This window comes from Ruania alkalisoli, assembly GCF_014960965.1.
GTDB classification, from domain to species: domain Bacteria; phylum Actinomycetota; class Actinomycetes; order Actinomycetales; family Beutenbergiaceae; genus Ruania; species Ruania alkalisoli.
On sequence record NZ_CP063169.1, the window covers coordinates 4296943 to 4310598 of the forward strand.

Annotated in this window: 12 protein-coding genes; 6 read left to right on the forward strand and 6 right to left on the reverse strand. The window is 69.0% G+C overall.

Annotated elements, in window-relative coordinates; genetic code table 11:
* Window positions 1–68: 68 nt before the first annotated feature.
* Window positions 69–1352 (reverse strand): Na+/H+ antiporter NhaA, encoded by a 1284-nt coding sequence (gene nhaA / locus IM660_RS19060; RefSeq protein ID WP_246465041.1) that lies wholly within the window; start codon window positions 1350–1352, stop codon window positions 69–71.
* Window positions 1353–1573: 221 nt separating this feature from the next.
* Between nhaA and IM660_RS19065 the strand changes: the two genes are divergently transcribed.
* Window positions 1574–3931 carry a HelD family protein gene (locus tag IM660_RS19065; RefSeq protein ID WP_193497324.1) on the forward strand — a complete coding sequence of 786 codons (2358 nt, stop codon included), beginning with the start codon at window positions 1574–1576 and terminating at the stop codon, window positions 3929–3931.
* A 14-nt stretch (window positions 3932–3945) separates the two neighbouring features.
* Here IM660_RS19065 and IM660_RS19070 read toward each other — a convergent pair whose 3' ends face one another.
* Together IM660_RS19070 and IM660_RS19075 are read right to left on the reverse strand one after the other, a co-directional pair.
* Entirely contained in the window at window positions 3946–4884 is a 939-nt protein-coding gene (locus tag IM660_RS19070; RefSeq protein WP_193497325.1) for a LacI family DNA-binding transcriptional regulator, read from the reverse strand.
* Between the two features lie 71 nt (window positions 4885–4955).
* The gene (locus IM660_RS19075) at window positions 4956–6161 is read right to left on the reverse strand and encodes a Gfo/Idh/MocA family protein (RefSeq protein ID WP_193497326.1); all 1206 of its coding nucleotides are present in this window, start codon (window positions 6159–6161) and stop codon (window positions 4956–4958) included.
* 189 nt (window positions 6162–6350) lie between these two features.
* Between IM660_RS19075 and fucP the strand changes: the two genes are divergently transcribed.
* Window positions 6351–7676: an L-fucose:H+ symporter permease gene (gene fucP / locus IM660_RS19080; protein ID WP_210769034.1), complete on the forward strand. Its 1326-nt coding sequence runs from the start codon at window positions 6351–6353 to the stop codon at window positions 7674–7676.
* Window positions 7677–7901: 225 nt separating this feature from the next.
* Here fucP and IM660_RS19085 read toward each other — a convergent pair whose 3' ends face one another.
* Window positions 7902–8501, reverse strand: coding sequence for a YdeI/OmpD-associated family protein (locus IM660_RS19085; protein WP_193497327.1), 600 nt, complete (start codon window positions 8499–8501; stop codon window positions 7902–7904).
* 108 nt (window positions 8502–8609) lie between these two features.
* On the reverse strand, window positions 8610–9317 hold the full coding sequence (locus tag IM660_RS19090) for a potassium channel family protein (protein WP_210769035.1): 708 nt from the start codon (window positions 9315–9317) through the stop codon (window positions 8610–8612).
* Window positions 9318–9434: 117 nt separating this feature from the next.
* Here IM660_RS19090 and IM660_RS19095 point away from each other — a divergent pair, with 117 nt between their 5' ends.
* From IM660_RS19095 to IM660_RS19105, 3 genes are read left to right on the forward strand one after another with little or no spacing between them, the layout of a single operon-like run.
* Window positions 9435–10244, forward strand: coding sequence for a hydrolase (locus tag IM660_RS19095; protein WP_193497328.1), 810 nt, complete (start codon window positions 9435–9437; stop codon window positions 10242–10244).
* Between the two features lie 42 nt (window positions 10245–10286).
* Window positions 10287–10667 (forward strand): MerR family transcriptional regulator, encoded by a 381-nt coding sequence (locus IM660_RS19100; protein ID WP_193497329.1) that lies wholly within the window; start codon window positions 10287–10289, stop codon window positions 10665–10667.
* A gap of 59 nt (window positions 10668–10726) precedes the next feature.
* The gene (locus IM660_RS19105) at window positions 10727–11713 is read left to right on the forward strand and encodes an aldo/keto reductase (protein ID WP_210769177.1); all 987 of its coding nucleotides are present in this window, start codon (window positions 10727–10729) and stop codon (window positions 11711–11713) included.
* Between the two features lie 117 nt (window positions 11714–11830).
* Here the strand turns inward: IM660_RS19105 and IM660_RS19110 are convergent, their stop codons facing one another.
* Window positions 11831–12571 (reverse strand): hypothetical protein, encoded by a 741-nt coding sequence (locus IM660_RS19110; protein WP_246465042.1) that lies wholly within the window; start codon window positions 12569–12571, stop codon window positions 11831–11833.
* 166 nt (window positions 12572–12737) lie between these two features.
* Between IM660_RS19110 and IM660_RS19115 the strand changes: the two genes are divergently transcribed.
* On the forward strand, window positions 12738–13616 hold the full coding sequence (locus IM660_RS19115; RefSeq protein ID WP_210769036.1) for an HNH endonuclease: 879 nt from the start codon (window positions 12738–12740) through the stop codon (window positions 13614–13616).
* Window positions 13617–13656 lie beyond the last annotated feature (40 nt).

The following is a 13656-nucleotide window of genomic DNA, read 5'->3' on the forward strand; positions in this document are numbered from 1 at the left end:
TGGCCGGAGTCACACCGACCGCGCACCGACTGACACAGCGGGACCAGTGTGGACGGCGGACTCGCCGATCAGTCCCCGCTGTCCTGGCGCCGCGTCTCCGTCGGGATGGGACCCGGGTCGGGGTCGATCAGGCCGGTCTCCTCGTCCGGGTCACCGATGTCGGTGCCCTCGGAGTCGAGCACACCGTCCTCATTCATGTCCCGGCTGCGCTTCTCGCCGGCATCCCAGCGCAGCGTGATCGCGGCCAACACGGCAGCCACCAGCGATGCGGCGAGGATCGCTGCTTTCGCCCCGGAGGTGTGCTCGGAGTCGGTGAAGGAGAGCTCGGCGATCAGCAACGCCACCGTGAACCCGATCCCTGCCAGCAGACCCACCGGGAGCAGGTCGCGCACACCGATCCGGTCCGGAAGCCGCAGCGGCGTGATCTTGGTGACCACCCAGGTCACACCGAGCACACCGAGCACCTTCCCGACCACCAGGCCCAGCACGATCGCCAGTACCACCGGCTGGCCAAGGATGGTGCCAACGCCGCCACCGTCGACCACGGAGACCCCGGCGGAGAAGAACGCGAAGACCGGCAGCGCGATCCCGGCGGAGATCGGCTTGATGTGGTGCTCGAGCTCGTGCGTGCGGGTGTGCTCTTCCCCGTGCCGGATGATCGCCGGCACTGTCAGGCCCAGCAGTACGCCCGCGATCGTGGCGTGGATACCCGCTTCGTGCATGAACGCCCAGGCCACCAGTGCCAGCGGTAGCAGCAGGTACCAGCGCATCACCTTCATCCGCACCAGCACAGCGAAGACGGCCACCGCGGCGAGTGCCACGGCCAGGTACTGCAGGTGGAGCTCGTCGGTGTAGAACACGGCGATCACCACGATGGCGAGCAGGTCGTCCACCACGGCGAGGGTGAGCAAGAAGGTTCGCAGGGCAGAGGGCAGGCCGCGGCCGAAGACAGCCAGCACGGCGAGCGCGAAAGCGATGTCGGTGGCGGCGGGGATCGCCCAGCCGCTCAGCGCGCCCGGGTCACCAGCGAGAACCACCACGGCGGCGTAGATGGCGGCAGGGACGGCCATGCCACCCACGGCAGCAAGCATCGGCACCCCTGCCTGCTTCACATCACGCAGGCTTCCTGCCACGAACTCATGTTTGAGCTCGACGCCCACCACGAAGAAGAAGATGGCCAGCAGCCCATCGGCTGCCCAGGTGCCGAGTGAGAGATCCAGGTGGATCGCACTCGGACCCACCACGAGCTCGGTGAGCGAGAAATAGGACTCCCGGGCCGGGGAGTTCGCCCAGACCAAGGCGAGTACGGCGGCTCCGATGAGGAGGAAGCCCCCGGTGGTCTCCTGAGTCACCCAGGAACGGGCGCGGTCTCGACGTGACGGATTGCTGGTGGACGGCATATGGCTCCTGTACAGGGGTCGGGCGCTGCAGAGGGTCGCTGCGGCTCTGCCGACCAGACTTCCCGGCGCACCGCGTGACAGTCTACCGATCGGCGTGCGCGGGTGTCAGGCACGACGGGAACAACCGGTCTCGTCCGGACGTTGGGCACCTGGCCGGATCGAAAGGGGAACCCGTGAAGCACGAGCTCGAGTCCGAACAGCAGTACCTCGATCTGCTCTACCGGCGCGTGGAGGCCCAGCGAGCCGAGGTCACCGACCAGCTGGCCCGGACCCGCCGCTCCGATGCCGACGGACCGGCTGACCTGCTGGACCGGGACACCCGGGTAGCGCGCCTGCAAGAGCGGGCGAGGGCGCTCGACCATGCCGAGCATGGCCTGTGCTTCGGTCGCCTGGACCGGCAGGACGGCAGCACCACGTACATCGGCCGGATGGGACTGCGGTCGGCGGACCTGGAGCCGTTGCTGGTGGACTGGCGCGCTCCGGCGGCGGCCGATTTCTATACCGCGACGGCGCGCAGCGGGTCCGGCGTCGTGCGGCGCCGCCACCTGCGCACCCGGGGGCGCACCGTCGTCGGACTCAACGATGAACTCCTGGGCGACGGCCACCAGGACTCGACCTTCGTCGGTGAGGGTGCCCTGATGGAGGCCCTGACGGCGGAGCGAACCGGCCGTATGCACGAGATCGTGGCCACCTTGCAGGCCGAGCAGGACGAGATCATCCGATCCTCACCCGACGGGGTACTCGTCGTACAGGGCGGGCCAGGCACCGGCAAGACCGCGGTGGCACTGCATCGCACGGCCTACCTGCTCTACACCCACCCGACGATCGCCGAACGCGGAGTGCTCGTGCTCGGGCCGAGCCCCACGTTCCTCGACTACATCCACGACGTGCTGCCCTCGCTCGGTGAGACGCACGCGGTGCTGGCCACGGTGGACTCACTGGTGCCGGGCATCATTGCCACCCGTGCCGAGCTTCCGGCCACGGCCACAGTGAAGGCACGACCGGTGATGGCCCAACTGGTGGCGGCCGCGGTGCGCGACCGGCAGGGTCACCAGGGCAACCGGGCGGGCCAGGGCAGCCAGGGAGGTGTCACCTTCACCTATCAAGGCGACGACTACCGGCTCACGACGGCGGTGCTCGACCACGCCGTCGAACGCGCGCGGCACGTGGGGTACCCGCACAACGTCGCACGGCACACCTTCCGTACGACCGTGCTCGACCACGTGGTCGAACTGGTGCTTGCCCGCGAGCAGGCGCTGTACGACTCCACCGACTCCGGGTTCGAAGAGGAGATCAGCCGGCTCGATCGTGCCCTGGCGCGCGGCGAGGACCACCTGCCGGCGAAGGTGGAGGGCGCAGGCACCGAGGTGACCGGACTCGCGGCACGGCACGAGGCACCGAGACTGCGCCGCGAACTCACCGCGGACCCGGCCTTCGCACGAGTACTGGACGACCTGTGGCCCGTCCTCACCCCGGAGTCATTGCTGGAAGACCTGTTGACCGATCGTTCCCGGCTCGCCAGGGCTGCAGCCGGACTGCTGGAAACCCACGAACAGCAAGCGCTGCTACGCCCCGCCGGAGCGGGGTGGACCAGCGGGGACGTGCCCTTGCTGGACGAGGCCGCCGAACTGCTCGGTGAGGACGAGTCCGTCCGGGAAGCCAACGCCCAGGCCCAGCGCGAGGCGGGGATTCGCTACGCGCAGCGCGTGATCGCCGCCAGCGGCGGTGGCATGGCACAGGCCGTCTCCGCTGAGGAGCTGGCGGGGCGGTTCGCCGAACGCGACACCCGCCCGTTGGCCGAGCGGGCTGCGGCCGACCGATCCTGGGCGTACGGGCACGTGATCGTGGATGAGGCCCAAGAGTTGACGCACATGCAGTGGCGGATGGTGCTACGCCGGGTGCCGAGCGGGTCGATGACCGTGGTCGGGGATGTGCACCAGGCGTCGGCCGTCGCCGGGACGACCTCGTGGGCAGAGCTGGCCGATCAGTTCGGGCACCGTCGCTGGCGGCACACGGAACTGACGATCAGCTACCGCACCCCGGAGCCGATCATGGCCGCTGCGCACGAGCTGCTGCGCACGCTCCATCCGGATGCCACCGCGCCGGTCTGCGCACGCAGCACCGGGGAGAAGCCGTGGGTGCGCACCACGAGAGGTGACCTTGCCGCCGAGGTGGGGGCCGCCGTCGTGAACGAGATGGCGCAGCTGGACGGGACGTTCGCTGTGATCGTGCCACCGGAGCGGCTGGTGGAGTACGCCATGGCGACCGAGCTCGCAGTTCCCGGCACCACGTTCGGGCCGGACGCGCGCACCGACGGTGCCTCCGGCTGTGTGGTGCTCACGCCGCTGCAGGCGAAGGGGCTGGAGTTCGACGGGGTGCTGGTGGTGGATCCGGCGGCGATCCTGGCCGGCGGGACCAGCAGCGGTCCGTCGAACTCCAGCGCCTTGTACGTGGCGATGACCCGGCCGACGACGCGTCTGGGGATACTCTGCGGGCCGCAGGTTCCCGAAGAACTGGTGCACCTGGTCTGATCAGCTGCCCCCGATCAGCAACCGCAACTGCGCCGGCGCACCAGCTCGGGGACCAGCACGGTCTGCCCCGGAGCGGCGGTCAGCATGTCGAGCGCCCGCTGCACCATCTGCTCCATCGGCTGCGTCACCGCGGACAGCGGCGGCCAGGTGTAGGCCGAGGCGGCCGACCCGTCGAAGGCGACCATCGCGATCTCCTCCGGAACCCGCACCCCGGCCTCGTGGAAGGCGAGCAGCGCCCCCACCGCCTGCTCGTCGGAGGCGACGAACACGGCGGTGGGGCGTTCGGGCTCGGTCAGCAGTTGATGCCCGGCCCGGTAACCACCCTCCCGCGAGTAGGGCTGGCTCGCCAGCGGACCCTCGGCCAGCCCGGCCTCGGCGAGAGCATCCGCCCACCCGCGCTGCCGGTTCCCCGCGGCGTCACCGATGAAGGCGACCCGCTCGTGGCCGTGCTCGATCAGGTGCGTCACCGCGACGCGGGCGCCGCCGTACCGGTCCACTCCCACGCTCGCCACACCCTCGGGGGCGGTGGCGGCGTTGATCAGCACGACGGGCACACCTGACACCTTCGCCGCCGCGGCACCGCGGGCGTCCATCGGCCGGGCGACCAGCATCCCGTCCACCTGCCGCGCGGCGAGCTGCTCGATCGCCTCGGCCACGTCGCCTCCCGTGCGCACGAGCAACGCCAGACCCCGCGCGCCCGCGGCGTGCTCCACCTGGTCGGTGAGCTCACCGAAGTACGGATTGCCCACCGAGGCCACCACCAGCCCCACCTGGCCGGTGCTGCCCAGGCGCAGCGCCCGGGCGGTGGCGTTCGGACGGTATCCGAGCGTGCGGACGGCCTCCAGCACCCGGGCTCGGGTTGCCGGAGCCACGTTCTTCGGTCCGTCGTTGAGGGTGTAACTCACGACGGCGGTGCTCACCCCGGCCAGAGCGGCCACGTCCGCACGGGTCACCCGCGCGGGGTTGGCCTCGGCACGGCCCGCACCGGCCGGCTGGGTAGGCCCGGGTGACCCGCCGCGCCGGTTCACTGCGGGGCGTCGCCGAAGTCGTCGATCGGCAGCCGCTCACCGCCGCGCAGTGCGGACTCGTGTGCCACCAGGCCGGGCAGGGTGTAGCGGGCGGCCACCCAGGCGTTCACGGTGGGGAGGGTCTGGGTGTTGACCGCGGTGACGAAGTCGTGCACAAGCAGGTGATGGCTGCCCATGTGACCGTTCCCCAGGCCGGTGAGCTCGGCCGGCAGCGCCGAGGTGTCGTGCACCGGGGCATGCCCGGAGACGAAAGAGTCGTGCAGCTTCTCGTCCACGTTCGCCAGTGTCGCATCACCGGTGTCCTGGTGTGCCGGCTCCCCGGGCCGGACCAGCTCGGAGAGGTCCTCCAGCACGCCGGACCGGTTGTGCCAGAGCGTGGACAGTGAGTTCTGCTCGAGGATCCCCTCGGTGCCGTAGAAGGTGAACCGGGACTCAGGGACTGCACCGGCGAGGCCCACGCGGCGGAACTCGTTGGTGCGGAAGCTGCCGCCGTCGGCGGTCTCGAACAAGGCGGAAGCGTTGGAGAAGTCGTTGTCGAACATGCTCACCTCTTTGTCGAAGACGCCGTCGCCGCGCTGGTCCGGGACCCCGACGGCGCTGACGCTGACCGCGTGGGTGTTCCACGCGCCGAGCACCCCTCCGATGGCGTGGGTGGGGTACTTCATCGGCGGGTAGCTGGCGGTTCGCTTCCAGTCCGCGCCGCCGCTGTACTGGTAGGCGGCGTAGAAGCCGTGGTCCATATCGTGCACATAGTCGCCCTCGGCGTAGAAGACGCGACCGAAGGCGCCGTCGGCTGCCTTCTGCCGCCCGAGCACGGTGACCGGGTTGTACTGGCTGGTCTCGCCCATCATGTAGGTGAGGCCGGTCTCCTTGACCGCGTCGATGATCGCGGCGATCTCCTCACGCGTGAACGCCATGGGCACCGCAGAGTAGACGTGCTTGCCGGCGCGCAGCGCCTGCACCACCAGCGGGCCGTGGGTCCACCGCTGAGTGAAGATGGCCACCGCGTCCACATCGGAGGCGAGCATCGCTTCGAAGTCCGGCTCCACGCCGGCCAGGCCGAGGTCGCGGGCGAGGGTGGTAGCACGGTCGGCGATCGTGTCGGTCACGGTGACGCGGGAGACCCCGGGGTGGGCGTGGAACAGAGTCGCGAATCCGCCGGCGAACTGCCCGGCGCCTACGATTCCCAGTGAGAACGGCATGCGTGTAGCTCCTTCAGAGGCGTGTCGGTCACGCAAATCTACTCGAGTAACTCGATGTGTCAAGAGCAGGTCCACGCAGGTGATCGGCACCGTCGGAATGAGCTCGCTACCGCCCGGAAGCCATTCACACGGCCGAGTCGGCGGTGGCGTGGTTGACTGCCCCCCACCGACCTCGGGCGAGGGAGCCTCATGAGTTCACCGAATGACTTCGACACGGCGCTGCACCACGAGCACAACCGCTTCCTGCACCCGGGGATGCTGGTGCCGTTCGTGCTGCTGGTGGCGTGCTTCGCTGCCTGGGGCACGGCTGCGAACATGACCGACACCCTGGTCTCGACGTTCACCTCCGTCTTCGACGACATGTCCACCGTGCAGGCCACGCTCGTGCAGTCGGCGTACTACGGCGCCTACTTCCTGCTCGCGCTGCCGGCAGCATTCGTCAACCAACGCTTCAACTACAAGGTGGGGGTGCTGCTCGGGCTCGGTCTGGCTGCCTCGGGCGGGTTCCTGTTCCTGCCCGCCGCGCAGGCGCAGACGTTCGGCTTCTTCCTGGCGGCGATCTTCGCCCTGGCCGCCGGGTTGTCGATCCTGGAGACCTCGGCCAACCCGTATGTGATGAGCATGGGGCCGGAGTCCAACGCGACCCGCCGGCTGAACTTCGCCCAGGCCTTCAACCCGGTCGGCACCAACACCGGCGTACTCCTGGCGGCTCTGCTGATCGCACCGAACCTCAGTCCTCTGACCCAGGACGAGCGCGACACGCTTCCACCGGCCGAACGGGACGCGCTGCTCACCACCGAGCTGGACGCCGTCATGACCCCGTACGTGGGCCTGGCGGTGGTGCTGGTGCTGATCTGGGTGGGGATCGCCGTCACGAAGGTGCCGGGATTGAAGGTCGGGGCCAGCCACGAGGTGGACACCCGTGGTTCCTCCTCACGGGTGAAGCGACTGCTGACGAACACCCACTACTCCTTCGGGGTGGTGGCCCAGTTCTTCAACGTGGCCGCGCAGACCTGCATCTGGACCTTCACGATCACCTACGCACGGGACCAGATCGGCGCCAGCCCCACGGCGGCGAACTGGTGGTTGCAGGCGAGCCTGATCGTGTTCCTGGTGGCGCGGTTCGCGATGGTGGCGCTGATGGGCAGGTTCGATTCGCGGGTGCTGATGCTCGTCATGACCTGCCTTGGCGTGGTGGGTTGTCTCGTGGCCGTGGCGGCGCCGGGCATGGTGGGCCTGGTGGCCGTGGTGGCGCTCTCAGCCTGTCTGTCGCTGCTGTTCCCGACGATCTACGGGATCGCGCTGGAAGGCCTGGGCCACGACACCAAGTTCGGCGCCGCCGGCCTGGTGATGGCCATCGTGGGCGGTGCGACCGTACCGCTGCTCCAGGGCCAGCTGGTGGACTCCGTCGGCTCCGCGTTCTCCTACATCGTGCCGGCCGGATGCTTCGTGGTGATCGTGGGGTATGCGATCTATACGTTGCGGGCGCCGCGGCCGATCCACGAGACGGGGTGAGTACACGCTTGTGCCGTATGCGCACGAGAGGTGACATGCGCAGCACGGTGTTCCGGAACAATCGCACGCTCCTCAGGCCCACGCGAGCTCCAGCAGGCGCCGGGCCCGGAGGTCGAGGAGTGGCTAGCCTGATCCGCGACGCGCGATCTCCTTCCGTAGCGGAATCGCACGTCGAAATGGTGCTGGCACCGCCGCCACAGCCGCCTATTCGACGTGTGATTCCAGTCAGCCGGGCGGCATGCGCTTCTGCGGATGCAACGTCTCGTGCCGGGCCAGCATGGCGACGAGTTCGGCGATCTTGCGCTCCCGGGTCTGCTGCCGCTTGACGTTCTCCACCCGGTAGATCATCGCGAACCGATTCGTCGAGGTGAGCACCTCGAACATCGCCTGGGCATCCGGGTTCGCCGCGATCGCTGCGGCCAGATCCTCCGGTACGACGGCGGTCGCCGGACCTGCGTAGGCCGCCTCCCAACGCCCGTCCGCCTTCGCCTCCTCGACGGCGGCACGCCCTGCGGGCAGCATCTTGCCTTCGGCTTCCAGGCGCTCCACACGCCCGACGTTCTTGGCCGACCACCGGCTGCGCGGCCGGCGCGGGGTGTAGCGCTGCAGCGAGGTGGCGTCATCGCGGGACTTCGCCTGGCCATCGATCCAGCCCACGCAGAGGGCCTCCAGCACGGCACCCTCGTAGGTCAGGGCCGTGACGTTGCCCCCCTTCTTGCCGAGCACCAGCCACACTCCCGGTGAGGTGTCGTGGTGGGCGATCAGCCACTCGCGCCAGGCGGCGGCGTCGGGGAGCAGGAGCTCGGGCAGCGGTGGCGCAGGCATGGCGGGAGCCTAGCCTTCAGCACTGACGAGGGTGGCCCTGGTGTCAAATCAGGGCGGCGCCCACGACACTCATGCCGCCCTCGTGAGTGCCACTCGAGCGACCCCGCGTCAGTCCCGCTTGGGGTCAGCCGGCGCAGCCGACCAGATGCCTACCAGCCGAGCCACCACCACCGTCAGGTACAGCGTCCCGACGACCGCCATGAAGGACCCCAGCGACCTCGCCCACGGCGATACGGGCAGCACATCCCCGTAGCCGAGCGTGGCAAGCGTGACATAGGAGTAGTACAACGTCTGGTGCCAACCCAGCGGCCCGCCATCACCCTGCGGATCGGTGAAGCTGCCAGGAGCGAAGACCTCGAGCAGCGCGAAGCTCGCACCGAAGAACCCGCCCAGCACCAGATAAGCGGTGACCGCCACCAGGACGAGGTCCAGTCCTGGTGCAGACCTGCGCCGGAACACGAAACGCAGCAGGCCGTAGATCAGGGCAGCCATCGAGAGGGCGACGGAGATCAGCATGGCGACGGTCGCCGTCGTACTGTCCTGCTTCACCGAGAACCACGCGCCACACACGAGGAAGATCCCGGTCACGGCCACCATCGGGCCCACATGCTGGCCCTCGTCGCGCACCGTGAGGATGCCGAATCCGAGCATCACGGCGTAGAGCACCATGTACAACACAGCCAGGCCCGGCCCGAGGGTAGTGACCGGGTAGCCGAACTGCAGCAGCACCACACAACCGAGCAAGATCGCCACCCGGGCGCTACCAGATCGGCGGCCGGATGCCTCTCGCGGCGGGGAGGCGGGCATGTGCGACATCGCGACGGTCCCTTTCGTGGGCGTGGTGGGCCAGGCGCCAATGTAGCGAGAAGGCCGATGCGGGACACGGAAACGTACATCAGTACTGTCTCGATCGTCTCGTGCCACGATCAGACCATGCTGATCTGTGCCACGTGCGCGGTGGAATACGACGAACCCGCCCCCGAGGTCTGCCCCATCTGCGCAGACGAACGCCAGTACCTGCCCGTCGGTGGGCAACGCTGGACCACCCTGACCGAGCTGGCTGAGGCGGGCACCACGCTCACCTGGGCCGAGACTGAACCGGACGTGCATTGCATCAGCACACGGGACGCCGTCGGGATCGGGCAGACCGCCCAGCTGGTGCGCACCTCGCAGGGTTCGCTGCTGTGGGACCCGCCCGGCTTCTTGGACGCCGACGGCGTTGCCCGGGTTCGCGCACAGGGCCCGGTTCTCGCGGTGGCCGCCAGCCACCCGCACATGTTCGGCGTACAGGTGGAGTGGGCGCGGGCGCTCGATGCGCAGGTGCTGGTGGCCGAGGCGGATGCGATGTGGCTCGGCCGGACGGACGAGCGGGTGCAGGTCTGGTCCGGGACGCACGACGTGCTGCCCGGGCTCACGTTGCACCAGGTGGGCGGGCACTTCGCCGGCTCGGCGGTGGCGTTGTGGACGCAGGGGGCCGAAGGCAGGGGGTTGCTACTCACCGGGGACACCATCTTCCCGAACCCGGACCGAGCGTCGGTGGGGTTCCTGCGCAGCTACCCGAACAAGATCCCCCTCTCCGCCGCAGTGGTGGAGCGGATCGCCGCCCAGCTGGAGACGCTGACCTTCGACCGGATCGTGGGGAACTTCGGCAACGTGATCGACTCCGGCGGGCAAGAAGTGCTGCGCCGCTCGGCCGAGCGGCACATCGCGTGGGTTCGCGGGGATTTCGACCACCTCACGTGAGGCTCTTGCCCTGGAGTGCACTCCAGGAGTGACACTGGGGCCATGTCGCTCACCATCGCCGAGGCTGCCCAGCGGCTCGGGCTCGCCGTGGACACGTTGCGCTACTACGAGAAGGACGGCCTGCTGCTACGGCCGGTGCCGCGCTCGAGTGCCGGGCACCGCCGCTTCCAAGCAGAGGATCTGCGCTGGATCGAGTTGATCACGCGACTGCGGGCCACCGGGATGCCGATCCGGGAGGTGCGCCGGTACGCGGACCTGGTGCGCGCAGGTAGCGGGAACGAACGCGAACGCCTGGAGCTGCTGCAGGGGCACCGGGAGGCGGTACTCGCCCAGCTCGCCGAGGCACAGACACACCTGGCCGCGATCGAGTACAAGATCGACCTCTACACCGATCGGCTCGGGGCGGAGTGCCTCTCTGCCTGAGCCGGTACGTCGTACTTGACCTGGAGCGCGCTCCAGCGGCTTCACTCGATTCCATGAGCATCTCCACGCGCACTCTCGGTACCGCCGCACCCCTGACCGTCTCCAGCCTCGGGCTCGGCTGCATGGGCATGTCGGAGTTCTACGGCACCCCCGCACACGCCGACGGCATCGCCACCATCCACCGCGCCCTCGACCTCGGCGTCACCTTCCTCGACACCGCCGACATGTACGGACCGTTCACGAACGAGCGCCTGGTCGGCGAGGCCATCCGCGAGCGCCGCGACGAGGTACAGCTGGCTACCAAGTTCGGCAACGAGCGCCTCCCGGACGGTACCCGCGTGGGGGTCAATGGTCGTCCGGAGTACGTCCGTGCGGCGTGCGACGCCTCCCTGCAGCGGCTCGGCGTTGACCACATCGACCTCTACTACCAGCACCGCGTGGACCCGGACGTCCCCATCGAGGAGACGGTCGGCGCGATGGCTGAACTCGCGCACGCCGGCAAGGTGCGCTTCCTCGGCCTGTCGGAAGCATCGGCGACGACGATCCGGCGTGCCCACGCGGTGCACCCGATCACCGCGCTTCAGACCGAATACTCTCTGTTCACGCGGCACCTGGAGACCGAGATCCTGCCGACCCTGCGAGAACTGGGGATCGGCCTGGTGCCCTACTCCCCGCTCGGCCGGGGGCTGTTGACCGGGGCTGTCACCCGGGACTCCCTGCCCGCGGGCGACAGCCGGAGCTCGGGGTACTTCCCCCGGTTCCAGGGCGAGAACCTGGACGCGAACCTGACGCTGGTGGACGCGGTACGCGCGATCGCCGGCCAGCTCGACGCCACGCCCGGTCAACTCGCCCTGGCCTGGGTGCTCGCCCAGGGTGAAGACGTCGTGCCGATCCCCGGCACGAAGCGGGTGCGCTACTTGGAGGAGAACGTTGCTGCGGCCGACCTGGTACTGACCAGGGTGCACCTGGATGCCCTCAACGACGCAGTGCCGGCCGATGCCGTGGCAGGTGCGCGGTACGGGGATATGAGCACGATCGATTCCTGAACGCGATCCGCCCTGTGCTTGGGCCGAACGCTGCTTGGCCGAACGCTGCTTGGCCGAACGCGATGACTCCGCCCCCGGTCGCACGACCTGGCGGTACCGGGACAACGCAGAGGTGAGCTACGCCGTCGGGCGCTCCGCATCGGCCTGGCCTCCGGCGTTGGTCTGCGGTGGTGATGGCGGCACGGATGGTGTACTGCCCAGGGCCCCCGCGATCCGCTGCTCGATCGCGTCGGTGGCGGCATCGGGTAGGACCAGCAGGCCCTCCAGCTCCTTGGTGGCCCGACGGTAGGCCGACTGCCTCTCGGCGCGGGTGGCACCGGAATTGTCGGCGAGCGCGAGCATGGTCTTCGCGCGGGCGAGCGCGGCGCGTTCGGCCTCGGTGAAGTCCGAGGTGCGGCGGCGTTTGGCCTCCCGCTCGGCGATGTCGAAGGTGAGACCGAACTCGCGGACCGCCTCGCGGTAGCGCGCGAGTGTCCGGGCGTCGCGCAACGCGTCGGGGTCGTCCGGGCGCAGCCCGTCGGCGTCCCGCTTGGCCCGGTGGAAGTCGACCGTGACCTGCTCGCGCATGTCGGTCATCACAGGGAAGTCGATCAGCTTGGCGACGTCGAGCTCGTAGTCGAGCCAACGCCGGTTGGTTTCGTCATGCTCGGCGATCACCCGCTCGATCTCGCTGGTGCGCGCCTCCTCGGCCTCTCCGGCGGCGAATCGCTCGGCGTTCTTGAGCTTCTGCAGCTCGATCCTGTCCCGGCGGCGACGCTCGTCCCACTTCTGGGCTCCCTTGATCCAGCCACCGACCACCCCGCCGAGAGGGAAGACCAGCCACCAGTAGCCGCCGACGAACTGCCAGAAGGAGTCCACCCGTCCAGGGTAGTCACGAAATCGCACGTCGACTTGGCTGCCGGCACCGATCGAATCCGCGACAGGTGGCACCCAGACCTGGAATGCGGTTCGTCCGGCTGACGCTGACGCACCTGTACTTGCGCTGCCGACTACCCTCTGCTGAGCTCAGCACGTGGAGTCATCGATGGAGCGCGCACTTCGCGAACACATCATCGGCTGGGTGGTCGAACGGGCCGAGGCGAACGGTGGGTTCGTGTTCCGCGAGGAGTTGCTCTCCTACCGCCATCGCGGCGAGAAGCTTCCGGTGATCGACTACTCCCGCGGTATCCGCAATCCCCAGGCGCTGTCCGCCACGTTGTCGATCGTCAGCTCGACCTCCGGCCCGTACGACGACGTCGAGTCCGACGACGGACTTCTCCACTACGCCTACCGCTCCGGTGACCCGTGGTCCGGGGACAATCGAAAGCTCCGCGTCGCTTACGAGACCGGCATGCCGCTACTGCTGTTCCGCAAAGAGGTGCCGAATGTCTACACACCGGTGGCCCCCGTGTTCGTCGTCGACGACCGCCCGGACGAACGCGCCTTCGTGATCGCGCTGGACGAATCATTCCGCTTCTTCGGTGACCTTGACACTCTCTCAGAAGAGAAACGCCGGTATGCCCGCCGCCTCGCCAGGCAACGCCTGCACCAGCCGGCATTCCGCACCCGGGTGCTGCTCGCGTACGAGACCCGCTGCACCGTCTGCCGACTCCACCACGGCTCTCTGCTGGACGCCGCGCACATCCTCCCCGACGGTCATCCCGACGGCGCCCCGACCGTGGACAACGGCCTGGCCATGTGCAAGATCCACCACGCCGCCTACGACCAGGACATGCTCGGTGTCACGCCGGACTATCGGGTGCAGATCGCCTGGCGCCTGCTGGAGGAGAAGGACGGCCCGATGCTCCGGCATGGACTGCAGGAGATGCACGGCCAGACGCTGCACCTGCCGTGCCGCCCCCGAGACCGCCCGCACCGCGACCATCTCGCCTATCGGTACGAGACATTCGTGCGGGGTGTCTGATCCCGCGGTGCCTACGGTGCGATTCCGATTCACCCGATGC

What these genes read in the sequence shown, in the direction of transcription:
- IM660_RS19075 (WP_193497326.1), bottom strand. Translation starts at nt 6,161, where the DNA reads ATGCCGTTCTCACTGGGAATCGTAGGCGCCGGGCAGTTCGCCGGCGGA.
- fucP (WP_210769034.1), top strand. Translation starts at nt 6,351, where the DNA reads ATGAGTTCACCGAATGACTTCGACACGGCGCTGCACCACGAGCACAAC.
- IM660_RS19085 (WP_193497327.1), bottom strand. Translation starts at nt 8,501, where the DNA reads ATGCCTGCGCCACCGCTGCCCGAGCTCCTGCTCCCCGACGCCGCCGCC.
- IM660_RS19090 (WP_210769035.1), bottom strand. Translation starts at nt 9,317, where the DNA reads ATGTCGCACATGCCCGCCTCCCCGCCGCGAGAGGCATCCGGCCGCCGA.
- IM660_RS19095 (WP_193497328.1), top strand. Translation starts at nt 9,435, where the DNA reads ATGCTGATCTGTGCCACGTGCGCGGTGGAATACGACGAACCCGCCCCC.
- IM660_RS19100 (WP_193497329.1), top strand. Translation starts at nt 10,287, where the DNA reads ATGTCGCTCACCATCGCCGAGGCTGCCCAGCGGCTCGGGCTCGCCGTG.
- IM660_RS19115 (WP_210769036.1), top strand. Translation starts at nt 12,738, where the DNA reads ATGGAGCGCGCACTTCGCGAACACATCATCGGCTGGGTGGTCGAACGG.